A 26641-nucleotide genomic window follows, 5' to 3' on the forward strand; every position below is an offset into this window, starting at 1 on the left:
ACAGGCGCGGCCCGTCCGCACCGCAAAAACCAGAGCGACCACACCAGAGTTCGGAGAAGTCCCATCGTCAACATCGTCGTCCGCGACAACAATGTCGAACAAGCCCTTCGCGCGCTGAAGAAGAAGATGCAGCGCGAAGGAACTTTCCGCGAGATGAAACGCCGGAAGTTCTACGAGAAGCCGTCCGAGAAGCGCGCCCGCCAGAAGGCCGAAGCCGTGCGCCGCGCCCGCAAGCTCGCACGCAAGAAGGCGCAGCGCGAAGGCCTGCTCTAGGCGCTTCCCGACCCGAACGAAAAAGGCCGCAGCGGCACACGCTGCGGCCTTTTTCTTTGCCGCACCGGAAAGCAAGGCTGGTTTGCTGCCCGGCCGGATTGAAGGCCCCCCGCTCCGCGCCGATCTTTCTTCCCGAAAGGAGCGGCAAGATGGCCCAGACGACGTTCATACCTGCCTCGGCAATGACCCTTCGCCCCGCCGGTGAGCGGGGGCTGGCCGACCATGGCTGGCTGAAGTCCCGGCATAGCTTCAGCTTCGCGCGCTATCACGATCCGGCTCATATGGGGTTTCAGGCCCTGCGGGTGATCAATGACGACCGCGTCGCGGGGGGCGGCGGCTTTCCCACCCATCCGCACCGCGATGCCGAGATCTTCTCCTATATTCTCGAAGGCGCCCTCTCGCACCGCGACACGACCGGTACGGCGAGCACGGTTCGCGCCGGCGGCGTGCAGTTCATGACCACCGGCTCGGGCGTGTCCCATTCGGAGTTCAATGCGAGCCGCAGCGAACCCGTCCATTTCCTCCAGGTCTGGCTGCTGCCCGATGTCAGAGGCGCAACGCCGCGATATGAGAATCTCGATATCGCACCCGAGGAGAAAGACGGGCGGCTCCGCCTCTTCCTGTCCGGCGCGGGCGCATCCGGCGCGATCCGGACCCATGCGCCTGCCGAAGTCTATGCTGCGACGCTCCGCGGCGAGCAGAGCATCGACTTGCCGCTGCGGGAGGGGCGCAGCGCCTGGATCCAGGCTGCGCGCGGAAGCCTCGCCGTGAACGACCTCCGGCTCGAAGAAGGCGACGGACTTGCCGTGACGCGATCCGGCCTCCTTCGGCTCAGCGGCGGGCAGGATGCGGAGATCCTGCTCTTCGACCTCGAAGCGCAACGCGCCTGACGAGAAAAGGGTTCGACCGAAGGGGAGCTCCGCCCAAGGCCGGGGCTCCCTCGATTTGCCTTGGCGGAGATGGAAGGGCGCCGGTTGCGCCTCTTCTTCCCGCCCTCGAAGCGCCGTGCGGCCTAATTGCTCACATTGCAGCTATCGCTGCCTTGGCAGCTGCCCACGACCTGCGTCGCCGCGTCGATATCGCCTGCATTGCCGCCATCATAGGCGACATTGCCGGAGGTCTGATAACTCGTATTCGTCACGCGCGTGTCGTCTCCATCCGAAGCCGCGGCCGCACCGACGGCGCCAACCGCGATCGGAACGCCGAGGCTCAGGCCCTTGGCGATCTGCGGTCCTATCGCCGCGCCTGCGGCATGCTCGCGCGAGATCACCTTCGCCACGCCGGGCGTGCCGATGTCATAGGTCGTGACCGCCGTCAGGCTCGGCGCCCCGCCCTGGCGATCCCCGCCAATGGTGACGACGTCCTGAAGCATGGCTCCGTTCTCCAGCGTGTAAGCCGGAAGCACCTGCGTCTCCGACGTTGCGCATGCCGCGAGCAGGAGAAGCACTAAGGGTGAGCTGTCCGCGATGCGCATGCCTGTCTCCTTGCAACCTGATGGGGCGCGGACACTTGCAGGCCGTGAGCGTTGCATGAGGCAGCCGGCTTTCTTCAGGCATTACTGAATTCCGCAGCAGACGCTTTGTCTTCCGCAGTCGCTTCGGAACTCTTCATCCATGCCTCGTGTCGACACAGGCGCGAGCGATGCATCCCGGGGGCATTCCGATTGACCTTACCTGATGACCAATTTCCTGAATGCCTCGAGGGCGCTCGACCGTTCCGGTCTTCGTCTTGGAATATCGCGGCAGGATCGGATCTTTCTTTTCATCTACCCTCAGGAGCTTGATCGTGAACTTTCGTCATCACGCTTTCGCCGCGATCGGCCTTGTCGCTGTCGGCGCCTGCGCCGCCGCTCTCGGCCCCGCCGCCGCGCAAGACCGTTCAGCGCGCGGGGACAGTGCCCCCCTTCCGGCCTCGCTCGTCGTTCTGGAATTTTCCTCGGCGCAGAACGAGGAAAGCGGGACGGGCGATGGCAGTTCCGCCAACGGACAGTCACGCGGCAACAATGCCCGGCCCGGCGATAGCGCCCGCAGCAAGGTCTCCGTCGCAGGCGTCCTCGAACAGGCGGACGCGCCGCAGCTCTCGCGCCTGGTCCTCCGGGACCAGCCGGATGCGCCCGCCACTGTCGAGGGGGCGCTGATCTTCGCTGACATCGCCGCGCTGGCCGAATGGCGCGACAGGCGGATGCAGGACTTCTTCGAGCCGATGGGCGGGCCGGATGCCATGCAGACGACGATCCGTGTCGTGAACCGGGACCTGATGGCGCGTTACGGCCTCGGCAGCGCCGACATGCCGCTCGAGGAGGTCTCGATCACCTACGCCAATGAGGGCAATGACGCAGGCGGCGACGCAGACATCGACGCCATCACGGTGATCTGCCCGGGAGACTTCTCCGACTGCGATCCGAGCAACTGACCCCGCCCCCGCAGGGCCTTGAGGGCCCGCTCCGCCTTTGGTCACGCGACGCCGGGCCGCTGGCGGGTTCTTCTCCTTCCGGCATGGACGGGCCGCCTGTTCCACGAAAAAGCCCCGGCCGAGGCCGGGGCTTTTCCAGTTTCGCTGACGGAAGCGCTTATTCCTTGTCTTCCGTGTCTTTCAGGGCCGCGCCCAGGATATCGCCGAGCGAGGCGCCGGAATCGGCGGAACCGAATTCCTCGACGGCCTTCTTCTCCTCGGCCACTTCGCGGGCCTTGATCGACAGCGACAGACGGCGCGAGGCGCGGTCCACGGCCGTGATGCGGGCATCGACCTTGTCGCCGACCGCGAAGCGCTCGGGGCGCTGCTCGTTGCGGTCGCGGGAAAGGTCCGACTTGCGGATGAAGGCCTTGGGGCCGCCATCGCCGCCGACGCGCACTTCGATGCCGCCGTTTTCGACCGCCGTGACTTCGCAGGTCACATCGGCGCCGCGCTGCAGTTCGCCCATCGATTCCATCGGATCGTTGGCGACCTGCTTGATGCCGAGCGAGATGCGCTCCTTGTCGGGGTCCACGTCCAGGATCTTGGCCTGGACGACGTCGCCCTTCTGGTAGTCGCGGATCGCGTCGTCGCCCGAGCGGTCCCAGTCGAGGTCGGACAGGTGGACCATGCCGTCCATGTCGTCCTCGATGCCGACGAAGAGGCCGAACTCGGTGATGTTCTTGACCTCGCCCTCGATGACCGAACCGATCGGATGACGCTCGGCGAAGGTCTCCCAGGGGTTGGACAGGGTCTGCTTGAGGCCGAGGCTGATGCGGCGCTTGTACTCGTCGACCTCGAGCACCATCACGTCGACCTCCTGGCCAGGCGAGACGATGGAGGACGGGGGCACGTTCTTCTTGACCCAGGACATCTCGGAGACGTGGACCAGGCCTTCGATGCCGTCTTCGAGCTCCACGAACGCGCCGTAATCGGTGATGTTCGTGACCTTGCCGTGGAAGACGCCGGAGACCGGGTACTTCGCCTGCACGCCTTCCCACGGATCGGGCTGGAGCTGCTTCATGCCGAGGCTGATGCGGCTCGTCTCGGGGTTGATCTTGATGATCTTGACCCGGACCGTGTCGTTGACGTTCAGGACTTCGGACGGATGGTTGACGCGCGACCAGGACATGTCGGTCACGTGCAGGAGGCCGTCGACGCCCGGGGCGAGTTCGACGAACGCACCGTAATCGGTGATGTTCTTGACCACGCCTTCCTTCTCGTCGCCCTCATTGAGGTCGCGGACGACCTCCTGGCGATGCTCGGCGCGATCCTCCTCAAGGACGGCGCGGCGCGAGACGACGATATTGCCGCGGCGCTTGTCCATCTTCAGGATCTTGAAGGGCTGGGGCAGGTTCATCAGCGGGGTCGCGTCGCGCACCGGGCGGATATCGACCTGCGAGCCGGGCAGGAAGGCCACGGCGCCGCCGAGGTCGACGGTGAAGCCGCCCTTGACGCGGTTGAAGATGTGGCCCTCGACGCGGTCCTCGTCCTCGAAGCTGCGCTCCAGGCGGTCCCAGGCTTCTTCTCTACGGGCCTTCTCGCGGCTGATGACGGCTTCGCCATGGGCGTTCTCGACACGGTCGATGAACACATCGACGGTGGAGCCGACCTCGATCTTCTCTTCGGCGCCGGGCTGCATGAATTCGCGCAGCGGCACGCGGCCTTCGGTCTTCAGGCCGACATCGATGATGGCAACGTCTTTTTCGATGCCGGTGACGGTGCCTTTAACGACCGTCTGTTCGAAGGTGTCCCGATCAACGATCGAGGCTTCGAACATCTCCGCGAATTCGTCGCGGGAGGGGTTGAGCGTCTCTGACAAGAGGGAATCCTTTGGGTGCAGCGCGGATGCGCTGCGGGGTTGGGGCCCTTGATGAAGGAAGCTCCTTCGGGCGGGTTGGACATTCAAGCGGCGCGCCGGAGCGAAAGGTCGCGGACCTTCCGGGCATCCAAGCAGTCGCTACGCTCGTCTGTCCTCCAAGGCCCGATCGATCACGCGGCACGCCGCCGCGAATGCGGCGTCTATACTGAGAGAGGTGGTGTCTAGCAAGTGCGCCCCCGGCGCGGGGCGCAGCGGGGCCTCCGCGCGGGAGCTGTCGCGGGCGTCCCGGCGGCGGATATCGTCGAGCACCTGGTTCAGCGAAATGCCAGGATCGCCGACCTGCAGCTCGCGCCAGCGGCGTTCGGCCCGCGCCTCGTCCGAGGCGGTGACGAAGAGCTTCACCGTCGCATCGGGACAGACCACCGTGCCGATGTCCCGCCCGTCGAGGATCGCTCCGCGCGCGCCAGGCCGCCCCTCGCAGGCGAAATTGCGCTGATAGTCGAGAAGCGCGGCGCGCACGGCGGGCTGGACCGCCACCACGCTCGCCGCCTTGCCGACATCGCCGGTGCGGATATCGGCGTCGGCGACCTTTTCCAGCGTGAAGTCGCGCGCCGTCGCCGCCGCATCCTCGGCATTGCGGGGATCGAGGCCCTGGGACAGCATCAGCCACCCCACCCCGCGATAGAGCGTGCCGGTATCGAGATAGGCGAGGCCGTAATAGCCGCTCAGGCGGCGCGACAGCGTGCCCTTGCCGGCAGCCGCGGGGCCGTCCACCGCGATGACGATGCAGTCGCTCACTCCGGCAGCTCTCCTGCCGCGAGTTCCCCGCCGATCAGCGTGAAGAGCGGCTCGGCCGCTTCCGGCCCCGCGAAAGGGTCGCCCCCGAAGACGGACAGATCGGCCGCCATGCCTTCGGCCACCTGCCCCCTCTCCTCTTCCTGCCCAAGCGCATAGGCGGGTGAGCGGGTGAAGATGCGCAGCGCCGCCTGTTCGGACAGGGCTTCCCGTCCCCGCCAGCCCGGCCCCTGAAAGCCTTCTAAATCGCGGCGCTGAGTGGCGGCATAGAGCTCGATCCTCGGATCGCCCTGCTCGACCGGCGCATCCGAGCCGCCGACCACCACCGCGCCCGTCGCAAGAAGGCTCGCCCAGGCATAGGCGCCGTCGAGCCGGTCATCGCCGAGGCGGTCGCTCGCGAAATGCAGATCGCCGATGGCGTGGCTCGGCTGCATGGAGGCGATGACGCCGAGGCGCGAGAAGCGCGGAATGTCCTCGGGCCGCACGATCTGGGCATGCTCGATCCGCCAGCGGCCGCCTTCGGGCATCGCGTCGGCATACCAGTCCAGGACCAGCGCATTGCCCCTGTCGCCGATCGCATGGGTGGTGACGCCCAGGCCCTTTTCCTGCGCTTGAGCATAATAGGCCTTCGCCTCCTCCTCCGAGATCAAGAGGAGCCCGCTCGTCGCGGCCTCGTCCGCATAGGGCGCGAAGAGCGCGGCGCCGCGGCTTCCGAGCGCGCCGTCGACATAGAGCTTCACGCCTGCCGTGCAGGCGCGCCCCGTCTCGTCGCAGCGTGGGCCTTCGAGCCCTGCGAGCGCCTCCGGCACGACATAGCTCGCGACCCGCAAGGGAAGACGCCCGCGCCGGGCCAGATCCTCGAGGATCGGCAGGTCCTCGGCGTCGACGGACATGTTGTGCAGGCCGGTCCATCCGCGCTCGGCATAGAGCCGGGCTCCGCGCTCCAGCGCCTCGCGGCGCCGCGCTTCGTCGAGGGCGGGCCGCAGATCCGCGACCAGCGCCTCGGCATTGTCGATCAGGAGGCCGGTCGCAGCCCCGCTCTCGTCGCGGACGATCCGCCCGCCTTCGGGATCGGCCGTGTCCGCATCGATCCCGGCCATCCAGAGCGCGGCGGAATTGACGACCGCCGCATGGCCGTCGGCGCGGGTGAGGATCACCGGCCGGTTGGCGACGACCGCATCGAGATCCTCCCGCGTGGGCATCCGCCCTTCCGGCCAGCCGGTCTCGATCCAGCCGCGCCCGGTGATCGTTCCCCGCGGCTTGTCCCCGGCCGCTTCGGCGAGGCGCGCCTGGAGTTCCTCGATCGAGGCCGTCCCTTCGAGGTTCAGCGTCATCTCGCGCAGACCGATGCCCAGAAGGTGCGCATGTCCGTCCGTGAGGCCGGGCATGGCCACCGCCCCTTCGGGCAGGACGATGCGGCACTCCGCCTCCACCTCCTCGGGCACGGCATCCGCGCGGCCGACAAAGGCGAAGCGGCCCTCCTCGATCAGCGCGGCCTGCGCCCTCTCTCCCGTTCCTGTCAGGATGTTCCCGAGGACCAGCCGCTGGTCGCAGTCCTGCGCCGCGGCGGGCGTCGCGCAGAGGAGAGAGAGGAGAAGAGCGGCACGGCGCATGACGAAATCCTCATTGCGGACGGTGCCCCGTCCTCTAGCCCTGTTCCTTCCGCCCTGTCAGCCCCGCCGTCTCAAAGGGCGCAGCCGACCGCCGTCTCCAGCCGCTCATGCCCCTCGGCGCGCAGGAGTTCGGGCAGCTCGCGGAGGATGCGGGGAACGAGCCCCGGCCCCTCATAGATGAGCGCGGTGTAGAGCTGCACCAGCGAGGCGCCGGCCGCGATCTTGGTATAGGCGTCACGGGCGGAGGCGACGCCGCCCACCCCGATCAGCGGCACCGCGCCTTTCAGTTCCCGCGCGAAATCCGCGAGGACGCCCGTCGAGAGGGTGAAGAGCGGGCAGCCCGACAGCCCGCCCGTCTGCGCCTTGTGCCGGGAGAGCCCGTCGCGAAGGCCGATCGTGGTGTTCGACACGATCAAGGCATCGATGCGCAGGTCCCGCGCGACGGCGGCGATGTCGGCCTTGTCCTCGTCGGTCAGGTCCGGCGCGACCTTCAGGAAGACGGGCGTCTGCGCCCTCACTGCCAAGACGCGGCCCAGCAGCGCTTCGAGATCGCCCCGCCCCTGGAGCGCTCTCAGCCCCGGCGTATTGGGCGAGGAGATGTTCACGGTGCAGAAGGAGACGAGCGGCGCCAGCGCCTGATAGCCCGCGACGTAATCGGCGGCCCTGTCCTCGCTGTCCTTGTTGGCGCCCAGATTGATGCCGACGATCCCCGGCCGTCCCCGCCGCGCCTCGAGCCGACGGCGGACCGCTTCGAGCCCGTCATTGTTGAAGCCGTAGCGGTTGATGACCCCGCGCTCCTTGCGCAGGCGGAAGACGCGCGGCTTGGCATTGCCCGCCTGGGGCCGCGGCGTGACCGCGCCCGCCTCGACGAAGCCGAAGCCCATTCGCAGCGCCGCATCGGGCACTTGCGCATTCTTGTCGAAGCCCGCCGCCAGCCCGAGCGGGTTGGGGAAAGAGAGCCCGGCAAGCTCGGTTCGCAGGACCGCATCGTCCCGCGCCACCTTGGGGCCGAGCCCCGCGCGGAGAAGCGCGATCGTCGCCTTGTGCGCCGCTTCGGGCGGAAGCGCCGTCAGGGCGCGCGCGCCGAGATCGGCGATCACTTGGCCAGATCGCCGACGACCAGGAAATTGTTGCCCATGCCGCGCGTGAGCCTGAGGACGCCCGCGACGCGGTCTGCTTTCACCTCGCCGTAATAGTGCGGGAAGCGCTCGCCGCCATGGCTGGCTTCCCATTTCAGGTCCTTGCCGAGATCCGCCTCCCTCAGGGCGAGCGCGAGAAGCCCCAGCGCCTCGCCGTAATGGCGCCGCGCCGTCTCCTGCACCTGATCGGGCCCCGAAAGGTGGAAGAAGCCGTCGCGCTCGTCATCGGCGTTCCAGGGCAGCGTGCCGCCGGACTGAGCCGCCTCCCACTCCTCCTTGCTCGCGAGGCGATAGACGTAGCCCTCTTCGAACGTCTTCATGTGGCAGCCCTTCTTCTGCGGCGGACCAGGCTCGCCGTGCGTTTCTCGATCATGTCGAAGACCATGCCGGAGACATCCTTGCCGGAGGAGCGCTCAATGCCTTCGAGGCCGGGGGAGGAGTTGACCTCGAGGACCTTCGGACCGCTCTCGGACCGCAGGAGGTCGACCCCGGCAAGGCCCAGCCCCATGGCCTTGGCGGCCGCGACGGCGGCCTCGCGCTCGGCCTTGCTGATCCGCTCACGGACGGCGGAGCCGCCCTGATGCAGGTTCGAGCGGAACTCGCCCGGCGCGGCGGTGCGCTTCATCGCGGCGACGACCCGGCCGCCCACGACGAGGCAGCGCACGTCCTCGCCGCCCGATTCCTTGATGAATTCCTGAACGAGGAAGTCCGCGCGCAGGCCGCGGAAGGCCGAGACGACGGACTCGGCCGCCTTCTTCGTTTCGGCGAGCACCACGCCCTTGCCCTGGCTCGATTCGAGGAGCTTCACGATGATCGGCGGGGTGCCGATCAGCTCGATCAGGTCCTTGGTGTCCTTGGGGCTCGACGCGAAGGCGGTGGTCGGCATGCCGATCCCCTCGCGCGCGAGCACCTGATGGGCGTAGAGCTTGTCCCGGCTGGCCGCGATCGCGTCGGAGCGGTTCACCGTATAGGAGCCGATCGCCTCGAACTGGCGCACCACGGCGGTGCCGTATGCGGTGATCGAGGCGCCGATGCGCGGGATCACCGCATCGTAATAGGGCAGCGCGCGGCCGTCATAATGGACTTCCGGCTTGCCCGCATTGATCAGCATGTAGCAGCGCTGGGTGTCGATGCATTCCACCACATGCTCGCGGTTCTCGCCCGCCTCGACGAGGCGAGAGGTCGAATAGGAATTCGGCTCGCGCGTCAGGACCGCGATCCGCAGGGACCGCTTGGACGGCTTCGCCTTGGCGAGCCGGTCATAGGCGTCATAGCCGAGCTGGCCCTGCTGATAGGAGGCGGTGGGCACGACCTGCGGCGGCTCGCCCGGAAAGGCCTCCAGCGCCTGCCGGCCGAGCAGCATGTGGAAGGCCATGCCCTCCCTGTCGGTCAGCGTGAACTGCACCTTCCATTCCTGGCCGCCCAGGCGCAGCGGCGTCTCGATGACATAGCGGGTCTCGACCTCGCCGTTCGAGCTCGTCACGTCGCGCCGGTCGATCACGTCCGCCGAGCAATAGACCTCCAGCTCCGGCCGCTCGGGCACGGGGTGGACACCGAAGCGCACCTTCTGCCGCCCCTTCGGTCCGAAGGGCTCGATCGTGAAGGCATGCAGCGCCGAGGTCCTGGCGCCGGTATCGACCTTCACCTTCATCGCAGGCAGGCCGAGCTTCGGCAGCGCGACCCATTCTTCCCAACCCAGCGTTAAAGTCACTCCGCGCCTTCCACCGTCATGTGGCGGGCCCGCGCGGCATGCTCGATCGCCGCCGCGCCGTCATCGGAGACATCCAGAGCGTCGCGGACGAGTTCGAGGATGCGGATCTCTTCCATGTTCAGCGCCTCGTCGGCGGTGACCACGTCGACGGCGGCGGCATAGGCGGTTTCGCCGAGATGGGAGGGCAGCGCCGCCGCCACGGCCTCGATCACCTTGTGCAGGCCGCCTTCCGACGCCATCAGCGCCCCGGCCTTTTCGGAGGTCTCGACGAGGTTCTGCTCGTCGGCGGGCGAGAAGAGCGGATAGGAGCGGACGACGCGCCCGATGGTGCGCAGCTCCTTCTCGGTGATCATCCCGTCGGACGCCGAGGTCATCACCATCAGGTAGATGACTGCGTCCTGGGGGCTCAAACTGACGACGGATTCGGCCATAGGTGCATCCTGGACTAGATGGCATCACCTGCTAGTCGGCTCGCGCCGCCGCCGCAATGCCCCCACTTCGCTTCGAGAGTACCGTTTTGACCGATACCGACTTCACCGCAGAGGACTTCGAGGCCGCGAAAAGCTGGCCCTTCCAGGAGGCGCGCAGCCTGATCAAGCGCCTCGACCAGATGGAGAAGCAGGGCAAGCCGAAGGACGGGCCGGTCGTCTTCGAGACGGGCTACGGCCCCTCCGGCCTGCCGCATATCGGCACGTTCGGCGAGGTCGCGCGGACCTCCATGGTCCGCAACGCCTTCGAGGCGCTGACCGGCCGGCCCTCCAGGATCGTCTGCTTCTCGGACGACATGGACGGGTTGCGCAAAGTGCCGCCGAACCTGCCAAATCAGAGCCTTCTCGAGCAGAACCTGCAAAGACCGCTCTCCTCAATCCCCGACCCGTTCGGCACGCATGAGAGCTTCTCGGCGCACAACAATGCCCGGCTACGGGAATTCCTCGACCGTTTCGGCTTCGAATACGAATTCGTCTCGGCCACCGACGCCTACCGGTCGGGGCGCATGGACGATGCGATGATGCGCATGCTCGAGGTCTATGACGAGGTTCTGGACATTCTCCTGCCGACCTTGGGCGAGGAGCGGCGCGCGACCTATTCGCCGATCCTGCCGATCAGCCCCACGACCGGCCGCGTCCTTTACGTCCCCCTCCTCGAGCGCGATGCGGGCACTGGCGATGTCGTCTTCGAGGACGAGGATGGCAGCCGGGCGACGATCAACGTCAAGGGCGGGGCGGCCAAGCTGCAATGGAAGGCCGACTGGGCGGGCCGCTGGTATGCCCTCGGCGTCGACTACGAGATGTCGGGCGAGGACCTGACCGAGAGCGTCCGCCTGTCCAACAGGATCGTGAAGGCGCTGGGCGGCACGCCGCCCGCGGGCTTCCAGTACCAGCTCTTCCTCGACGAGGAAGGCCGCAAGATCTCCAAGTCCAAGGGGAACGGCCTGACGATCGACCAGTGGCTGCGCTATGCCGCGCCCGAGAGCCTCTCGCTCTACAACTTCACGGCGCCGAAAAAGGCCAAGAAGCTCTATTTCGACGTCATCCCCAAGACGGCGGACGAATACCGCACCCATGTCGAGAAATATGAAGGGCAGGAAGGCGCGAAGGCGCTCGACAATCCCGCATGGCACATTCACCGGGGAGACGTTCCGGGCGTGGTCCCGCCGGTTTCCTTCGGCCTCCTCCTTAATATCGTGGATGCGGGCGGGATCGACGATCCAGCCGTGCTGCGCGGCTTCGTGCGCAAATACCGCCCGGGCGCGAGCGAGGCGGAGATGGCGGCGACCGAGCCGCTGATCGGCTATGCGATCAACTATTTCCACGACTTCGTCCTGCCCAAGAAATCCTATCGCGCCCCCACCGAGCAGGAAGCGCAGGCGCTCGGCATCCTCGCCGAGACGCTGGACGGCATGAGCGGCGAGGAGGACGAGGGCACGCTCCAGACGGCGGTCTTCGACGCCGGCAAGGCGGTGGAGTTCAAGAATCTGCGCGACTGGTTCCGTGCCATCTACGAGGTGGTGTTCGGCCAGAGCGAAGGCCCCCGCATGGGCCCCTTCGCCAAGATCTACGGCCCGAAAGAGACGGCCGAGCTGATCCGCGGCGCCCTCGCCCGCACCCATCAAGAGGGCGGAACGGGCGCATGAGGCTCGTCCGCCGCGGCGCCGCGCGGGCCGCGGCGGCCCTTTTCCTGCTGGCCGCCGCCCCTGCCCTCGCGCAGGAGGAGGCGCAGACCGAGCCCGATGACGGCATCACCGTCACCGAGGGCCCCATCGCCACGAATGGCGACGACCTGACGCCCGACGAAGAGATCGCGGCGCGCCTCGGCGATGTCTTCGGCGCCCTCTCCTCTCTCACCGCCGTCGAGGTGACGGTCCGGGACGGCGTCGTCACCCTGTCCGGGACCGTGCCCGACGGCGCGGCGGTCGAGCGGGCCGAGATCCTGGCGGCCAAGACCAATGGCGTGGTCGCCGTCGAGAACCGCCTCCAGCAGGACGTCTCGGTCGAGGGGCGCCTGACCCCGGCGCTGGAGCGCTATTCGGAGTTCCAGCGCAACGCCATCGCGCTCCTCCCCCTTCTCGCCATCGCCGCGGTGATCGTGACCGTCGCATGGCTTCTGGGCGTCCTGATCGGGCGGCAGAAATGGCTCTGGCGCCGGATGGCGAAGAACACGCTGCTGGTCGACCTGATCGCGACCGTCATTCCGATCGTCTTCGTCCTTCTCGGCCTCGTCTCCGCGCTCAACGTGCTCGACGCGGTGGCGATCCTGTCGGCCGTGCTCGGCGCGGCGGGCGTTCTGGGCCTCGCCGTCGGCTTCGCGATCCGGGACACGATCGAGAACTTCATCGCCAGCATCATGCTGTCCCTGCGCCAGCCCTTCCGCGCCAAGGACTTCGTCGAGATCGACGGCCAGCAGGGGGCGGTGGTCCGCCTGACCTCCCGCGCGACGATCCTGATGACGCCGGACGGCAATCATCTGCGCATTCCGAACGCGCAGGTCTTCAAGGCGGTGATCCTCAACTATACCCGCAACCCCGAGCGCCGCTTCACCTTCGCGCTCGGCATCGACGCCGAAGACGATCCCAAGGCCGGCATCGAGACCGGCCTCGATGCGCTGCGCACCCTGCCCTTCGTGCTGGCGGAGCCCGCGCCGCAGGCCTGGATCGAGGAGGTCGGCGACAGCAATATCGTCCTGACCTTCGCGCCCTGGATCGATCAGCGGGAGACGGATTTCCTCAAGGCCAAGTCGGCGGCCATACGGGGCGTGAAGATCGCGCTCGAAGAGGCAGGCTTCACCCTGCCCGAGCCGATCTACCGCCTGCGCGTCGATCAGGTGCCCGAAGGCCTCACGCAAGGAGGCGCGGCGACGGTGCGGCGGCAGGATGCGCCGAAAGGCAGGCTCGCGGCGGCTGCGGCCGAGGACACCTCTCCCGATCCGACCCTCGAACAGAAAGTGGAAGAAGACCGCTCCGACGCGAGAGGCGGCGACCTCCTCTCCGAACACGCCCCGACCGAATACGACGCCTGAGCGCGGCTCCGACGCCTCGCCGCGGCCGCTTCAGGCTCTCGTCCGCGGCGTGAATGTGGGATCGCGCCGCGCCGCTCCGGCCTCGAGCGCGGCGTAGAGGGCGTGCGCACCGGCGAGATCGGCGCTGATCTGCGGCCGCGGCGCGCTTTCCGGCTTCACGATCGTGCCCGCCCGGATCTTGGCCGAACCATCGCCGAACCCCCAGCGTCCGGTCGTCGGCGTCATGCCGTAGCGGGGCGCGAGCGGCTGGCGGAGCTGAAGGAACCCGGTGAGGCGGGCGAGCTCGCCCTCGGGATCGGCCCGCAGCGCATCGTAGCTGAGGGCGGCGAAGGGCACGTCGCCGGGCAGGGCGTCGAGGCTCGCCGACAGCTCCCGCAGGCGTTTTTCCAGATAGCGCACCGTGCCGGCCCGGTCCTTCCTGCCCTCCGAGGCGAACATGCGCTCGAGGCTCGCCGCATTGCCCTCCGGCTCCCGCAGGAGGAGGAGGACGTGCAGGCGGGTCGCCCGCGCGACCTCCGCGAGGTCGGGCAGGTAGCCCGCGTGGAGCACCTTATCCATCAGGTAGGAGCCATGCTCCGGCCAGCGATGCGAGAAGCGCAGCGTCCAGTAGGCGAGCTCGTCGAGGCGTTCGGGCCGGTCATAGACGAGATGCGCCTCGCCGAAGCCGGCAATGCCCGGATTGTCGGCCAGGATATGGGTGAGCAGGGTCGAGCCAGACCGCATCACGCCGAGGACCAGAAGCGTCCGGTCCTCATGCCGTCGGGCGATCAGGGGCCGCAGGGCGGCGAAGGCGAGTCTGTGGTGGGGGCGCATGTCCATCGCCCCCACCAACAGCATCAGCGGCCGTTAGGGTTCCGGGCCGCGGCGTGGCGATCCGGAAAACGGCCGGCGCGGATCAGCGGTTCGGCTGCGGCGTGACGCGCAGATAGGGCTTCACCGTCTTGTAGCCCTTGGGGAAGCGCTGCTTGATCTCGTTCTCATCGGTCAGGCTCGGCACGATGATCACGTCCTCCCCGTCCTTCCAGTCCGCAGGGGTCGCGACCTTGTAGCCGTCGGTCAGCTGGAGGCTGTCGATCGCCCGCAGGATCTCGAGGAAGTTCCGGCCCGTGGCGGGCGGATAGGTCAGCGTCAGGCGCAGCTTCTTGTCCGGGTCGATGACATAGACCGACCGGACCGTGACATTGGCGGCGGCATCCGGGTGGATCATGCCGTAGAGGTCCGCGACCTTGCGGTCGCCATCGGCGAGGATCGGATACCAGATATCGGCGCCTTGCGTCTCCTCGATGTCCTTCACCCATTTCTGGTGATCGTCGACGGGATCGACCGAGAGCGCGAGCACCTTGACGTTCCGCTTCTCCCATTCGTCCTTGAGGCGCGCGACCGCGCCCAGTTCCGTGGTGCAGACGGGCGTGAAGTCGGCGGGGTGGCTGAACAGCACGCACCACTTGTCGCCGATCCAGTCATGGAAATGGATCGTGCCCTGCGTGCTCTCCTGCGCGAAATCGGGAACCGTCTGTCCGAGAAGAAGTGTCATGATCGTGCCTCCTTGGCGATGATGATGCCCTTCGCCCTGTTGGCAGCGCCTGCGCGCGGCTGCCAGTAGGCGGGGGTACTGATAAAGGCAGTACGGATTTTTTTCCTCTGCCGTCCGTCTGATTTCCTCTGCTATTTCAGAGCCTTGACTTTTCCACAGCCGAATTGGGCGGCGCGGTGTGGCAAGCCCGCACTCGCAATCCGTCCTGACCGGTCGTAGGTTGTTAATGGGAGCGGCGACAGCCCGAGGCAAGGCGGGTCGCTGCGTTCCGCGGGAGACAGCGATGGATCGGATATCGAGAAGAGGCCTGCACGCCCGGCGCGCCGGGCCCGCTCGCACCGACCGACAGGCGGCAGCGCAAAGCGCTTGCCGCCTTTTTTGTGTTCCGCCCGCGGCCCGCCTTCGGCAGCGAGAGAAAGCATGGGTGGCAGCATGAACGGTGACGGGCTCGACGTCTTCGACGTCTTCACGAAGGGCTATGAGCGGACCAGGCACGAAACCATGTCGCTGCGGGACTACCTGCTGGCGGCGCGCGACGACCCGATGATGTATGCCTCGCCGGCCGAGCGCATGATCGCGGCGATCGGCGAGCCGGAATTCGTGGACACATCCAAGGATCCGCGCCTGTCGCGCATCTTCTTCAACCGCACGATCAAGCGCTATAAGGCGTTCGAGGGCTTTTACGGCATGGAGGACACGATCGAGCGGATCGTGGGCTATTTCCGCCATGCCGCGCAGGGCCTCGAGGAAAAGCGCCAGGTGCTCTACCTTTTGGGCCCGGTCGGCGGCGGCAAGTCCTCGCTCGCCGAACGCCTGAAGGACCTGATGGAGCAGCATCCCATCTACGTCCTCAAGGCGGGCGAGCAGATCAGCCCCGTCTTCGAGAGCCCGCTCGGCCTCTTCCAGAGCGGGGACCTCAAGAGCCTGCTCGAGGAGAAATACGGGATCGAGAAGCGGCGCCTGACGGGCCTGATGAGCCCGTGGGCGGTCAAGCGCCTCGACGAGTATGGCGGCGACATCTCCAAGTTCGAGGTGGTCAAGCTGTGGCCGTCCAAGCTGCGCCAGATCGCGATCACCAAGACCGAGCCCGGCGACGAGAACAATCAGGACATCTCGGCGCTCGTCGGCAAGGTCGACATCCGCAAGCTCGAACATTTCAGCCAGGACGACACCGACGCCTATTCCTATTCGGGCGGCCTGTGCATGGCGAACCAGGGGCTTCTCGAATTCGTCGAGATGTTCAAGGCGCCGATCAAGGTGCTCCACCCCCTGCTCACCGCGACGCAGGAGAGCAATTACGTGGGCACCGAGGCGCTCGGCCCGATCCCCTTCGAGGGGCTGATCCTCGCCCACTCGAACGAGAGCGAATGGCAGCAGTTCCGCAATAACCGGAACAATGAGGCGTTCCTCGACCGGATCTCGGTCATCAAGGTGCCCTATTGCCTGCGGCCGACCGAGGAAACGCGGATCTACGAGAAGCTTCTGGCCTCTTCAGAGCTCTCCGACAGCCCCTGCGCGCCCGAGACCCTGCCCATGCTGGCCAAGTTCTCGGTCCTCACGCGGCTGCGCGAGCACGAGAACTCGAACCTCTACTCCAAGATGCGCGTCTATGACGGCGAGAAGATCAAGGACACCGATCCCAAGGCGAAGAGCCATCAGGAATACAGGGATGCGGCCGGGATCGACGAGGGGATGGACGGCATCTCCACCCGCTTCGCCTTCAAGGTCCTGTCCGAGACCTTCAACTTCGACACCGAGGAGGTCTCGGCCGACCCGGTCCACCTGATGTATGTGCTCGAGAACGCGATCAAGCGCGAGCAGTTCGAAGGCGAGACCGAGAAGAAATATCTCGAATTCATCAAGGCCGAGCTGGCCCCGCGCTATGCCGATTTCATCGGCAAGGAGATCCAGAAGGCCTATCTGGAAAGCTATGGCGAGTACGGACAGAACCTCTTCGACCGCTACATCGCCTATGCGGATGCCTGGATCGAGGATCAGGACTTCAAGGACCCCGATACCGGCCAGCTCATGGACCGGAACACGCTCGACCAGGAGCTGTCCAAGATCGAGAAGCCCGCGGGGATCGCCAACCCCAAGGACTTCCGCAACGAGGTCGTCAAGTTCGCCCTGCGCGCCCGCGCCAACAATGAAGGCCGGAACCCGCGCTGGACGAGCTATGAGAAGCTGCGCTCGGTGATCGAGAAGCGGATGTTCACCCAAGTGGAGGACCTGCTGCCCGTGATCTCCTTCGACTCCAAGAAGGACACCGACACCGCCAAGAAGCACGACGATTTCGTCAGCCGGATGACCGAGCGCGGCTACACGTCGCGGCAGGTTCGCCGCCTCGTCGAATGGTATATGAGAGTGAACAAGGCCGGTTGAGCGAAACCGCGCCCCGCGGCCCGTCGGTGGACGGGCCGCGGATGACGCGGGCGTGATCGCTCTTAAGCCCCTGTTCTACGGAACATTAACGACAGCCTCCTAGGCTCCCTTCAGTTTTAGGGACTCAAGGGGGACCCATGCCTTCCTATCCGCTTCCTTTCGATGAATCCCGGCGCCAGCAGGTGCTCGACGCCTCGGGCATTCTCGAAGCGGCCAGCACACTGACCTTCGACCGGATGACCGAGCTCGCCGCGAGCCGCTTCGGCGTCGAGTTCGCGGCAGTGACGCTGATCGACGATGCGCGGGCGTGCTTCGCCTCGGAGGTCGGCCTGCATACCGAGGAAGCGCCCCGCGACATCGCGTTCTGCGCCTATACCATCGTGCAGGACGACCTTCTCGTGCTGCCCGACACGACCGCCGATGCGCGCTTCCGCGACAACCCACTCGTCACCGGGGCGCCTCATATCCGGTTCTACGCGGGCGCGCCGCTCGTGGTGGAGGGGACCAAGCTGGGCGCTTTCTGCATCCTCGACACCTTCCCGCGCGATGCGCTGACGCCCGAACAGGAGCGCGAGCTGCGCGCCTTCGCCTCGCTCACGGCGCGCCACATCGAGGCGCACTGGCTGTCGCGGGACAAGGATCTCGACATCCTCGGACAGCTCGAGCGCGAGCAGAGGCGCGTTGAGGATGCTGCGGGGGAACGCACCCGCTTCGTCTCCCTGGTCAGCCACGAGCTGCGGACGCCCTTGCATGTCGTCAAGGGCTTTGCCGACCTTCTGCGCCAGGCCGGCGACATGCTCTCCCTAGAAGAGAGAGAAGACTATCTCGACCAGATCGGCGAGGGCAGCGAGCGCCTCTCCAATGTCATCGAGAGTTCGCTCCGCTTCGCAGCGGCCGAAGGCGGAAGCGTCACGCTGAACGAGGCCACGGTCTCGCCGCGAGCCATTCTCGAGGGCGCCCTTCACACCGCCGCCGTCGAGGCGACGGAGAAGAAGGTCCGGGTCGAGGTCGAGGCGGAGGCGGGCGACGTCCTGCTCAAGGCCGATCCCGTGCACGCCGAACAGCTGTTCGGCCAGCTCATCGCGAATGCGGTGAAATATTCGCCCGTAGGCGGCGTCGTCCGGGTCGCGGCCGATCTGGTGGAGGACCAGCTCCGCGTCCGGGTGACCGACAGCGGCAGCGGCTTTTCCGAACTCGACCCCGAGCGGCTCGTCACGCCCTTCATCGGACCCGAGCCGATCCTGACCCGCAGCAGCGAGGGGCTGGGCTTGGGCCTGCCGCTCGCATACCGGCTCGCCCGGCTGCACGGGGCGGACATGGAGTTCGAGAATGCCGCAGAAGGCGGCGCGCGCGTGACGGTGATCTTTCCCGCCCACCGCTCCGTGACGGCGGCCTCGAAGGCGGAAATCCGCTCGGCCTGAGCCCCTCTCCCCAGATCGCGGCGATCCGCGCCTCGTGCGGTCCCTTCGCCCGCCGTCCCTGACGTGTTAACCGGGATCTTCCATCCTGCCCCAGCCTGGAAGATCGCCATGTCCGAGACATTGAAGACGGCCGTCCGCAGCCTCTACGGCGCAACCGCCCGCGGCGCAGCCTCCGCCCAGAGGGACGGCGCCGCGCGCGTCGCGGCCGCCTTCGGCTATTCGCCCGAAGAGCTCGCCGCGCTCCCCGAAGGCGCCAATCTCGGCCTGTCCTGCGGCAATCCGACCGCCACCGCGAAGCTGCGCGAGGGCGAGACCGTGCTGGATCTCGGCTCCGGCGGAGGCCTCGACGTCTTCCTCGCCGCCAAGGCGGTCGGGCCGACTGGCCGCGCCATCGGGCTCGACATGACCCAGGACATGATCGACCTCGCCCGCAGGAACGCGGAAAGGGGCGGGCACGGCAATGCCGAATTCGTTCTCGGCGACATCGAGGACATGCCGATCGGGACCGGCACCGTGGACTGCATCGTCTCGAACTGCGTGCTCAATCTCTGCCCGGACAAGGGAGCCGCCTTCGCGGAGATGGCGCGCGTGCTGAAGCCGGGCGGCCGCCTCGCGATCAGCGACATCGCGCTGAAGCAGGACCTGCCCCCGGCGCTCAAAGAGAGCGTCGCGGCCTATGTCGGCTGCATCGCGGGCGCGATCTCGAAGGAGGATTTCACCGAAGGCCTCCTCGCCGCCGGCTTCTCGGACGTTACGATCACCGAGGACGGCAGCGACCTCAACGCCTATGGCGAAGTGGAGGGCCAGTCGGCCTGCTGCTCCCCGGCCGCCGCGCCGGAAGCCTCGTCCTGCTGCGGACCCGCCGCCGATCAGGGCGACGCGCATGACGCCCTGCGCGAGACCATGGCCGCCTACGACCTCAACGACTATGCCGCCTCGGTGAAGGTCTTCGCGGTGAAGCCCCGCTGATGGCCGATGGCGCGCCGCATCCGGGCAAATTCGAGGACCCGGTCCTCACGGCCAAGGGCGAGAGGCGGGCCAGCGTGCCGCTGCGCAGGCTCGACACGCTGTGGCTGAACACCGGCACGCTCTGCAATATCGCCTGCGAGGGCTGCTATATCGAGAGCACGCCCAAGAATGACGCGCTCGTCTATCTCTCGCTGAGCGATGCTTTGCCCTTCCTCGACGAGGCGCGGGAGATGGGCACGCGCGAGGTCGGGATCACGGGCGGCGAGCCCTTCATGAATCCCGACATTCTCGGCATTCTGGAAGCGGCGCTGGATCGGGGCTTCGAAGTCCTCGTCCTGACCAATGCCATGCGGCCGATGATGCGTCCGCGCGTGCAAAGGGGGCTCCTCGCCCTGCCGCCCGAAAAGAGGGCGCACCTCACCCTGCGCGTCAGCCTCGACCATCACTCTCAGGCACTGCACGACCGGGAGCGCGGCGAGGGCAGCTTCGCCAGGGCGGTGGAAGGCATGACATGGCTGCATGAGCGGGGCTTCCGGCTCGCCGTGGCGGGGCGCACCGTCTTCGGGGAGGACGAGGCCGATGCGCGAAGAGGCTATGCGGACATGCTCGAAGGCCTCGGGATCGACCTCGACGTCACCGACCCCAAGGCCCTCGTCCTCTTTCCCGAGATGCGGCCCGGCGACGATCCGCCGGAGATCACCACGGCCTGCTGGGGCATTCTCGGCAAGAAGCCAGAGGACATCATGTGCGCCTCCTCGCGCATGGTGGTCCGACGCAAGGGAGCCGAGGCGCCGGTCGTCCTCTCCTGCACGCTCATCGCCTATGACGAGCGCTTCGAGATGGGCGGGACCCTGAAAGAGGCAGCGCGCCCCGTCGCGCTCAACCATCCCTGGTGCGCGACCTTCTGCGTTCTCGGCGGCGCCAGCTGCTCCTGACTTGATGAGGCGGCGGGAAGGCCGCTACGCCGGACACCGTGCCCGACACCCGCCCGCCCCTCTCCGCCTATATCCGCACGCTGGACGAGGCCGACCACATCGAGGAGGTCGTCCGCGCCGCGCTCGCGGTCGCGCGGCAGGTCGTCGTGGTGGATTCGGGCTCGACCGACGGCACGCCGGATCTCGCCGAGGCGGCGGGGGCGCGCGTCTTCACCCGCGACTGGCAGGGCAGCGGAAAGCAGAAGCGCATCGCCGAAGAGCTCTGCCGGCATGACTGGCTCCTCGACCTCGACGGAGACGAGGTCGTCTCCCCTGCCCTCGCCGGCAGCATCGCGAAGCTGTTCGAGAACGGAGAGCCGCCCGAGCCGGTCTACGCCCTGCCCTGGGTCATCGTGCCGCCCTTCGGCGCGCCCTGGCACGAGGTCGACCGCGCCTTCCGCGCCAAGCTCTATGACCGCCGCCGCATCCGCATTCCCGACCACCCGGCCTGGGACCAGCTCGAAGTCGACAAGAACCGCGCGCCGCGCCTCGAAGGCCCGCTCTACCACCACGCCTTCGAGGATATCGGCGATCTGACCCGCAAGGTGGAGCGCAACATGACCGGCCGCGCGCGCGGCGTCGCGCAGAAGCCCAAAGGGGTGCTCGCGCTCCGCATCGTCTTCGGCATGCCGGTCTATTTCCTCAAGCGCTATCTCCTGAAGGGTCTGTTCCGCAAAGGGGTCTACGGCTTCGCCTTCTGCGTCGCGCAGGCCTATGGCCGCTGGCTCAAGGACGTGAAGCTCTATGAGCGGCATCTGAGAGACGAGACGGAATGAAGTTCCTGCTGCCAGAAGACTTCGCGACGCCCAAGGGCCGCAGGCGCGCCTGGCGCTCGCTCCTCCTCGACGATCATGGCGTGCTGCGCACGGTCTATGACAACACGCACCGCCTGTCGGAGGAGATGTGGCGGAGTTATCAGCCTTCGCCCGGCCGGATCGCGCGCTGGTCGCGCCTCGGCGTGCGCACCATCGTCAATCTGCGCGGCCTGCGGAACCACGAGCGCCAGCCGGGCTTCTATTTTCTCGAAGAGGAGGCAGCGAAGCGCCACGGCATCCGCCTCGTCAATTTCCGCGCCTATAGCCGCGAGGCGCCGAAGCCGGAGTTCATCCTCGGCCTCGCGGAGCTGTTCGACAGCATCGAATATCCGGCCCTGCTGCACTGCAAGTCCGGCGCGGACAGGGCGGGCCTCGCCTCCGCGCTCTACCTCTTCCTTCGTGCGGAGCGGCCGCTCGACGAGGCGCTCCAGCAGCTCACCTTCCGCTACGGCCATGTCCGGCACGGCAAGACGGGCGTGCTGGGCGCCTTCTTCGACGCCTATCGCGCGGCGGCGCGGGCCGAGGGCGCGGCCGAGACGCCGGAGCATTTCCTGTCTTGGGTCCGCGAGGAGTACGACCGCGATGCGGTGCAGGCGGCGTTCCGTCCGACCACGCTCGGGGCGTTGCTGACGGAGCACGTTCTTCGACGCGAATAGGAATTTGCGCACGAGTTAATGCGTGGAGGCGCTTTTCACGCTAAGCTCTGCTCATGTCGCATTTCATCGACCGCCGATTGAACCCCAAGGGGAAGTCTCTCGGGAACCGGCAACGCTTCCTGCGAAGGGCGCGCGGGCAGATCAAGGAAGCGGTGAACCGCTCTCTTCGCGACCGTTCGGTCAAGGAGCTCGACCGCTCCGGCAAGGTGTCGATTCCGTCGAAATCGACCGCCGAGCCGCGCTTCCGCCTCGACCCCGCCTCGGGCCGGCGCGAGCATGTCCATCCGGGGAACAAGGACTTCCAGGCCGGCGACCGCTTGCGAAAACCGCCCCAGGGCGGCGGGCGCGGCGGCAAGGATGCCTCGGACTCGGGCGATGGCGAAGACAGCTTCAGCTTCACCCTGACCCGCGACGAGTTCCTCGATGTCTTCTTCGAGGACCTGGAACTGCCCAACATGGTCAAGACCTCGCTCAAGCAGGACACGGCCTTCCGCTATCGCCGGGCGGGCGTGACCTCTGTCGGGGCGCCGACCAATCTCAACCTCGTCCGCACCATGCGCAACGCGCATGGCCGCAGGCTCGCCCTCAAGCGTCCTTCGACGGAAGAGATCAACGAGCTGAAAGAGCGCCTCTTCACGCTCGAAAGCATCGCTCAGCCGACCAGGAAACAGATCGCCGAGAAGAAACAGGTCCTGGCAAGGCTCGAGGAGCTTGAGGCGCGCCGCCGCTGGGCGCCCTTCATCGACCCGCTCGACGTCCGCTACAACGCCTTCCAGCCCGAGCCCGTGCCGACCACGGCGGCGGTCATGTTCTGCCTGATGGACGTCTCGGGCTCGATGGGCGAGCGCGAGAAGGACCTCGCCAAGCGCTTCTACATGCTGCTCTATCTCTTCCTTACCCGGAAATACGAGAAGGTGGAGGTGGTCTTCATCCGCCACACCCACCATGCAGAGGAAGTGGACGAGGAGACCTTCTTCTATTCGCGCCAGTCGGGCGGCACGATCGTCTCGACCGCGATCGAGGTGATGCAGCAGATCCAGAAGGAGCGGTATCCGGCGGGCCAGTGGAACCTGTACGTCGCGCAGGCCTCGGACGGCTATACCCAGTCGGGCGACGCCCAGCGCTGCGTGCAGCTCCTGAACGAAGAAGTGCTGCCGATCCTTCAGTACTACGCCTATATCGAGATCCTGGACGAGCGCGAGATGGACGTCTTCTCCGACCCCGATGCGGGCGCCGAGCTCTGGCGCGCCTATCGCTCGATCAGCGATCCCTGCTTCGCCCAGACGCGGATCGCGCATCCCAGGGACATCTTCCCGGTGTTCCGCGAGCTGTTCGCGAAAGACAGGAAGGGGGCCGCAGCATGAGCGCACGAGTCCTCAAGAAACCTGTTCCCGATGCATGGCTATCATTCAGTCGGATGCTGCATCAGGATTGGTTGTACGGATATGATCTCACCGACGACCAAGCGCTTCGGCAGGTTCTGACCGATACCGTTAAAGGTCTTGGCAAGGCTGAAAGCCGCGAGCTTCTGTCTTTGACAAGCGAATTACTCCGAGAGGCTGAAGGCGGCGGCGATTATAAACGGGCGTTCAAACATCTTCAGTATGCAGAAATATATGTTAGCCCGCCGAAGAATTTCTTCGAAGATCTCTTTTCTGTGTTGAGTGAGGTAGAAGGAACGACGAGATGAGCGCCACGCCGATAGCCGCCGACCTTCTCTACACCGACGCTGCCTGGACCTTCGCGGACCTGCAACGCGCCTATGACGCGATTGAGGTGATCGCGCTCGAAGACCTCGGCCTCGACGTCTATCCGAACCAGATCGAGGTCATCACCTCCGAGCAGATGCTCGATGCCTACTCGAGCCACGGCATGCCGCTCATGTACCGGCACTGGTCCTTCGGAAAGAGCTTCGCGCGGGACCAGACCAACTACCAGAAGGGCTTCACCGGTCTCGCCTATGAGATCGTGATCAATTCCGACCCCTGCATCGCATACCTCATGGAAGAGAACTCCATGACCATGCAGGCGCTGGTGATGGCGCATGCCTGTTTCGGCCACAACCACTTCTTCAAGAACAACTACCTCTTCCGTCAGTGGACGGATGCGAACTCGATCCTGAGCTATCTCGACTTCGCCAAGAAATACATCACCCGCTGCGAGGACGAGTACGGGACCGAGGAAGTCGAGCTGATCCTCGACAGCGCGCATGCCCTGATGGATCAGGGCGTCTACCGCTCTTCGCGTCCGCCAAAGCTGTCCGACGCAGAGGCGCTGGCCAAGGTCACGGCGCGGGCCGAGCACGAGCAGCAGAGCTTCAACGACCTCTGGCGCACCCTGCCTCACCGGACCGAGGCGCCGGACGACGCCGAAGAGCGCCAGGACGAGGTCCGATCGATCAAGCTGCCCGAGGAGAACCTTCTCTACTTCATCGAGAAGGCCTCGCCCGTCCTTCAGCCCTGGCAGCGCGAGATCCTCCGCATCGTGCGGAACATCTCGCAGTATTTCTATCCGCAGAAGCAGACCAAGGTGATGAACGAAGGCTGCGCGACCTTCACCCACCACTACATCATGAACACCCTCTACGATCAGGGACGGATCGGCGAAGGCGCGATCATGGAGTTCCTGCATTCGCACTCCTCGGTCGTCTTCCAGCCGACCTTCGACGACCCGCGCTATTCGGGCATCAATCCCTATGCCTTGGGCTTCGCCATGATGCAGGACATCGTCCGCATTACGGAGGCCCCCGAGGAAGAGGATTATGAGTGGTTCCCCGACCTCGCCGGGCGCGGCGACTGGCGCGGGGCGCTGAAGGATGCCTGGGCGAATTTCCGGGACGAGAGCTTCATCCTGCAATATCTCTCGCCCAAGGTGATGCGCGACTTCCGCCTCTTCGCGCTCGGCGATGACGGCCGGAAACCCTATTACCAGGTCACCGCCATCCATGACGAAGCGGGCTACCGGAACGCCCGCAACGCCCTGTCCCAGATGTACGATATCGGCCTTCACGAGCCGAACCTCATGGTGACCGGCGCGGACCTCGAAGGCGACAGGACGCTGACCGTTCAGCATACGGTCTATAACGGCCGCAAGCTCGACCCCCAGGCCAAGGCGGCCACGTTGCGCCACCTGGAACGCCTCTGGGGCTTCGACGTCCAGATCCTCGAGATGAGTTGACGGGCCTTGTCTTGCGCTACGTGCTGCGACTAACGCCTGACAAGGAAAAGCCAGAGCGGAGCGCCGGGTGACCGAGACGCTGGAACAGGACGAGCCTGCACTCGACAGCAGCTTCACGAGCTCGGAGATGGGCGCCCTCGCCCATCTTTATCGCGGAGAGATCTACCGCTCGACGATCTGGCGGACGCGGCTCGATGCGACGACCAACTGGTCCGTCCTCTCGCTGGGCGTGGCGCTGACAATCTCCTATGCCTCGCCAGACGCCTCGGCCATGCCGCTCTTCCTGGTCTCGCTCCTGATCGGCGTGTTCCTCTATCTCGAGGCGCGGCGCTACCGCTACTTCAATGTCTGGCGGGCGCGGGCGCGGTGGATCGAGGTCCATTTCTATGCCCCCCTCCTGCGCCGCAGGGCCTATGAGACCGCCAGCTGGCGGGAGCGGCTGGCCCAGGATTATGAGCGCCCGGAGCACCATATCCAGTTCAGACGCGCGCTCGGGAGGCGCCTGCGCCGGAACTATATGTGGATCTTCTCGGTCCAGACGCTCGCTTTGTTCGGCAAGCTCTTCGGTCCGGCGGGCGAGGACGGCTCTGCCTTCCACCCCCTCGCCCTCGGCCCCGTTCCCGGTTGGGTGACGGCGCTGATCAGCGGCCTCGCCTATATCGGGCTGGCGGTCTTCACGGGAATCATGTGGCGATCCGACAAGCGCCGCTTCCGGACCAGCATGAACCCGATCTCGATGGGCTAGCCCCTGAGCGTCTTCTCGGCGAGCAGGGCCTGGATCTCGGTGATCGGCGTCCCCTTGTCGAGGCGGATCTCGACCTCCGGCAGGCCCGAGACATGGACCTTCAGCTCCGCATCCATGTCGAACGTGCCCGCGCTCTCGATCGAGAAGGCCGAGATCTTGCCATAGCCGATCGACCGGACCTCCTTCTTCGAGCCTGTCAGCCCCTGCACGTTCAGCGACAGGAGGCGCAGATTGGTGAGGGCATGGACGTCGCGGATGACCTTGAAGGCGAGAAGCACTTCCTCGCCCTCGATCAGGAAGGGCTCGAGCTGCTCCTCCGCCCTGTCCTTTCCGATCCGGCCCGCAGTGCCGAAGAAAAGCGATCCCATCCTGCCATCCTTCCCGAAACTCGCCGGCCCAGTCTGGCGGAGGGCGGCGCGGCTGTCATCTTCGGGAAGGTCGGAGCGGGCGGGACGGGACGGCCCTCGCCCGCTCCGGAAAGGCTTAGTGCTTCTTGCCGCCGGTCTTGGGCTTGCCGCCCTTGTTGCGGGCAGCCTGATCGTCCTGCTCGACTTTGGGCTTGCTGGCGGGTTTCGGGGCCTTCACCCCGGTTCTCTTGTCCATTTCGGACTCCCTGAAAGCGGCATCGCCGCGAGACGAAGATGCACT

The 26641-nt window shown here is 66.5% G+C and carries 26 protein-coding genes; 15 read left to right on the top strand and 11 right to left on the bottom strand.

The window, feature by feature from the left end:
• Positions 1–63: 63 nt before the first annotated feature.
• Both rpsU and IE88_RS0105675 read left to right on the top strand, forming a co-directional pair.
• Complete coding sequence (rpsU, locus tag IE88_RS0105670) at positions 64–273, top strand: 30S ribosomal protein S21 (protein WP_031551423.1); 210 nt, start codon at positions 64–66, stop codon at positions 271–273.
• Positions 274–422: 149 nt separating this feature from the next.
• Positions 423–1163: a pirin family protein gene (locus IE88_RS0105675; RefSeq protein ID WP_238319265.1), complete on the top strand. Its 741-nt coding sequence runs from the start codon at positions 423–425 to the stop codon at positions 1161–1163.
• Positions 1164–1285: 122 nt separating this feature from the next.
• Here IE88_RS0105675 and IE88_RS0105680 read toward each other — a convergent pair whose 3' ends face one another.
• Complete coding sequence (locus IE88_RS0105680) at positions 1286–1747, bottom strand: hypothetical protein (protein ID WP_031551429.1); 462 nt, start codon at positions 1745–1747, stop codon at positions 1286–1288.
• A gap of 311 nt (positions 1748–2058) precedes the next feature.
• Between IE88_RS0105680 and IE88_RS0105685 the strand changes: the two genes are divergently transcribed.
• Entirely contained in the window at positions 2059–2685 is a 627-nt protein-coding gene (locus IE88_RS0105685; RefSeq protein ID WP_156032403.1) for a hypothetical protein, read from the top strand.
• A 157-nt stretch (positions 2686–2842) separates the two neighbouring features.
• On the opposite strand, the gene rpsA is transcribed toward IE88_RS0105685, so the two are convergent.
• The 7 genes from rpsA to IE88_RS0105720 form a co-directional block, all read right to left on the bottom strand.
• A complete protein-coding gene (rpsA, locus tag IE88_RS0105690; RefSeq protein WP_031551434.1) occupies positions 2843–4546 on the bottom strand; it encodes a 30S ribosomal protein S1 in 1704 nt (567 codons plus the stop codon).
• Positions 4547–4684: 138 nt separating this feature from the next.
• The gene (cmk, locus tag IE88_RS0105695) at positions 4685–5332 is read right to left on the bottom strand and encodes a (d)CMP kinase (RefSeq protein WP_031551437.1); all 648 of its coding nucleotides are present in this window, start codon (positions 5330–5332) and stop codon (positions 4685–4687) included.
• An 8-nt stretch (positions 5333–5340) separates the two neighbouring features.
• Positions 5341–6954, bottom strand: coding sequence for an amidohydrolase (locus tag IE88_RS0105700; RefSeq protein ID WP_031551440.1), 1614 nt, complete (start codon positions 6952–6954; stop codon positions 5341–5343).
• A 71-nt stretch (positions 6955–7025) separates the two neighbouring features.
• Complete coding sequence (locus IE88_RS0105705) at positions 7026–8054, bottom strand: quinone-dependent dihydroorotate dehydrogenase (RefSeq protein WP_051881550.1); 1029 nt, start codon at positions 8052–8054, stop codon at positions 7026–7028.
• Complete coding sequence (locus IE88_RS0105710) at positions 8051–8413, bottom strand: DUF952 domain-containing protein (protein WP_051881551.1); 363 nt, start codon at positions 8411–8413, stop codon at positions 8051–8053. The genes IE88_RS0105705 and IE88_RS0105710 overlap by 4 nt, the downstream gene beginning before the upstream one ends.
• Positions 8410–9804 carry a 30S ribosomal protein S6--L-glutamate ligase gene (gene rimK / locus IE88_RS0105715; protein WP_031551451.1) on the bottom strand — a complete coding sequence of 465 codons (1395 nt, stop codon included), beginning with the start codon at positions 9802–9804 and terminating at the stop codon, positions 8410–8412. The genes IE88_RS0105710 and rimK overlap by 4 nt, the downstream gene beginning before the upstream one ends.
• Positions 9801–10235 (bottom strand): tellurite resistance TerB family protein, encoded by a 435-nt coding sequence (locus tag IE88_RS0105720; RefSeq protein ID WP_031551453.1) that lies wholly within the window; start codon positions 10233–10235, stop codon positions 9801–9803. Before IE88_RS0105720 ends, rimK begins: the two co-directional genes overlap by 4 nt.
• Positions 10236–10321: 86 nt before the next feature.
• On the opposite strand from IE88_RS0105720, the gene IE88_RS0105725 reads away from it, so the two are divergent.
• Both IE88_RS0105725 and IE88_RS0105730 read left to right on the top strand, forming a co-directional pair.
• Entirely contained in the window at positions 10322–11938 is a 1617-nt protein-coding gene (locus IE88_RS0105725) for a lysine--tRNA ligase (RefSeq protein WP_031551455.1), read from the top strand.
• Positions 11935–13320, top strand: coding sequence for a mechanosensitive ion channel family protein (locus tag IE88_RS0105730; protein WP_036766637.1), 1386 nt, complete (start codon positions 11935–11937; stop codon positions 13318–13320). Before IE88_RS0105725 ends, IE88_RS0105730 begins: the two co-directional genes overlap by 4 nt.
• Positions 13321–13350: 30 nt before the next feature.
• Here the strand turns inward: IE88_RS0105730 and IE88_RS17160 are convergent, their stop codons facing one another.
• Positions 13351–14139 (bottom strand): sulfotransferase family protein, encoded by a 789-nt coding sequence (locus IE88_RS17160; RefSeq protein WP_031551461.1) that lies wholly within the window; start codon positions 14137–14139, stop codon positions 13351–13353.
• A gap of 76 nt (positions 14140–14215) precedes the next feature.
• Positions 14216–14854: a peroxiredoxin gene (locus IE88_RS0105740; protein WP_031551464.1), complete on the bottom strand. Its 639-nt coding sequence runs from the start codon at positions 14852–14854 to the stop codon at positions 14216–14218.
• A 420-nt stretch (positions 14855–15274) separates the two neighbouring features.
• Between IE88_RS0105740 and IE88_RS0105745 the strand changes: the two genes are divergently transcribed.
• From IE88_RS0105745 to IE88_RS0105785, 10 genes are all read left to right on the top strand, one after another.
• Positions 15275–17236, top strand: coding sequence for a PrkA family serine protein kinase (locus IE88_RS0105745; protein ID WP_238319266.1), 1962 nt, complete (start codon positions 15275–15277; stop codon positions 17234–17236).
• A gap of 137 nt (positions 17237–17373) precedes the next feature.
• Complete coding sequence (locus IE88_RS0105750) at positions 17374–18657, top strand: GAF domain-containing sensor histidine kinase (protein WP_031551470.1); 1284 nt, start codon at positions 17374–17376, stop codon at positions 18655–18657.
• A 108-nt stretch (positions 18658–18765) separates the two neighbouring features.
• Positions 18766–19626: an arsenite methyltransferase gene (gene arsM / locus IE88_RS0105755; protein ID WP_031551473.1), complete on the top strand. Its 861-nt coding sequence runs from the start codon at positions 18766–18768 to the stop codon at positions 19624–19626.
• On the top strand, positions 19626–20561 hold the full coding sequence (locus IE88_RS0105760) for a radical SAM protein (RefSeq protein WP_031551476.1): 936 nt from the start codon (positions 19626–19628) through the stop codon (positions 20559–20561). The genes arsM and IE88_RS0105760 overlap by 1 nt, the downstream gene beginning before the upstream one ends.
• Before the next feature lie 38 nt (positions 20562–20599).
• On the top strand, positions 20600–21376 hold the full coding sequence (locus tag IE88_RS0105765; protein ID WP_031551479.1) for a glycosyltransferase family 2 protein: 777 nt from the start codon (positions 20600–20602) through the stop codon (positions 21374–21376).
• Entirely contained in the window at positions 21373–22071 is a 699-nt protein-coding gene (locus IE88_RS0105770; protein WP_036766638.1) for a protein tyrosine phosphatase family protein, read from the top strand. The genes IE88_RS0105765 and IE88_RS0105770 overlap by 4 nt, the downstream gene beginning before the upstream one ends.
• Positions 22072–22124: 53 nt before the next feature.
• A complete protein-coding gene (locus IE88_RS0105775) occupies positions 22125–23435 on the top strand; it encodes a YeaH/YhbH family protein (RefSeq protein WP_031551485.1) in 1311 nt (436 codons plus the stop codon).
• A complete protein-coding gene (locus IE88_RS18070) occupies positions 23432–23761 on the top strand; it encodes a hypothetical protein (RefSeq protein WP_156032407.1) in 330 nt (109 codons plus the stop codon). Before IE88_RS0105775 ends, IE88_RS18070 begins: the two co-directional genes overlap by 4 nt.
• Positions 23758–25248 carry a SpoVR family protein gene (locus tag IE88_RS0105780; protein WP_036766640.1) on the top strand — a complete coding sequence of 497 codons (1491 nt, stop codon included), beginning with the start codon at positions 23758–23760 and terminating at the stop codon, positions 25246–25248. The genes IE88_RS18070 and IE88_RS0105780 overlap by 4 nt, the downstream gene beginning before the upstream one ends.
• A gap of 67 nt (positions 25249–25315) precedes the next feature.
• Positions 25316–25993: a DUF2270 domain-containing protein gene (locus tag IE88_RS0105785; RefSeq protein WP_202900434.1), complete on the top strand. Its 678-nt coding sequence runs from the start codon at positions 25316–25318 to the stop codon at positions 25991–25993.
• On the opposite strand, the gene IE88_RS0105790 is transcribed toward IE88_RS0105785, so the two are convergent.
• Positions 25990–26361: a PH domain-containing protein gene (locus IE88_RS0105790; RefSeq protein WP_031551493.1), complete on the bottom strand. Its 372-nt coding sequence runs from the start codon at positions 26359–26361 to the stop codon at positions 25990–25992. The two genes, IE88_RS0105785 and IE88_RS0105790, sit on opposite strands and share 4 nt — an antisense overlap.
• Between the last annotated feature and the right edge of the window lie 280 nt (positions 26362–26641).

Source organism: Parvularcula oceani, from assembly GCF_000733125.1.
Classification (GTDB): domain Bacteria; phylum Pseudomonadota; class Alphaproteobacteria; order Caulobacterales; family Parvularculaceae; genus Parvularcula; species Parvularcula oceani.

Bases quoted from the DNA above. Each gene is read 5' to 3' on its own strand.
- IE88_RS0105770 (WP_036766638.1), top strand. From the start codon at position 21,373: ATGAAGTTCCTGCTGCCAGAAGACTTCGCGACGCCCAAGGGCCGCAGG.
- IE88_RS0105775 (WP_031551485.1), top strand. From the start codon at position 22,125: ATGTCGCATTTCATCGACCGCCGATTGAACCCCAAGGGGAAGTCTCTC.
- arsM (WP_031551473.1), top strand. From the start codon at position 18,766: ATGTCCGAGACATTGAAGACGGCCGTCCGCAGCCTCTACGGCGCAACC.
- IE88_RS0105740 (WP_031551464.1), bottom strand. From the start codon at position 14,854: ATGACACTTCTTCTCGGACAGACGGTTCCCGATTTCGCGCAGGAGAGC.
- IE88_RS0105750 (WP_031551470.1), top strand. From the start codon at position 17,374: ATGCCTTCCTATCCGCTTCCTTTCGATGAATCCCGGCGCCAGCAGGTG.
- IE88_RS0105745 (WP_238319266.1), top strand. From the start codon at position 15,275: ATGGGTGGCAGCATGAACGGTGACGGGCTCGACGTCTTCGACGTCTTC.
- IE88_RS17160 (WP_031551461.1), bottom strand. From the start codon at position 14,139: ATGGACATGCGCCCCCACCACAGACTCGCCTTCGCCGCCCTGCGGCCC.
- IE88_RS0105780 (WP_036766640.1), top strand. From the start codon at position 23,758: ATGAGCGCCACGCCGATAGCCGCCGACCTTCTCTACACCGACGCTGCC.
- IE88_RS0105710 (WP_051881551.1), bottom strand. From the start codon at position 8,413: ATGAAGACGTTCGAAGAGGGCTACGTCTATCGCCTCGCGAGCAAGGAG.
- IE88_RS0105760 (WP_031551476.1), top strand. From the start codon at position 19,626: ATGGCCGATGGCGCGCCGCATCCGGGCAAATTCGAGGACCCGGTCCTC.
- IE88_RS0105675 (WP_238319265.1), top strand. From the start codon at position 423: ATGGCCCAGACGACGTTCATACCTGCCTCGGCAATGACCCTTCGCCCC.
- IE88_RS0105790 (WP_031551493.1), bottom strand. From the start codon at position 26,361: ATGGGATCGCTTTTCTTCGGCACTGCGGGCCGGATCGGAAAGGACAGG.
- IE88_RS0105700 (WP_031551440.1), bottom strand. From the start codon at position 6,954: ATGCGCCGTGCCGCTCTTCTCCTCTCTCTCCTCTGCGCGACGCCCGCC.
- IE88_RS0105720 (WP_031551453.1), bottom strand. From the start codon at position 10,235: ATGGCCGAATCCGTCGTCAGTTTGAGCCCCCAGGACGCAGTCATCTAC.
- IE88_RS0105730 (WP_036766637.1), top strand. From the start codon at position 11,935: ATGAGGCTCGTCCGCCGCGGCGCCGCGCGGGCCGCGGCGGCCCTTTTC.
- IE88_RS0105680 (WP_031551429.1), bottom strand. From the start codon at position 1,747: ATGCGCATCGCGGACAGCTCACCCTTAGTGCTTCTCCTGCTCGCGGCA.
- IE88_RS18070 (WP_156032407.1), top strand. From the start codon at position 23,432: ATGAGCGCACGAGTCCTCAAGAAACCTGTTCCCGATGCATGGCTATCA.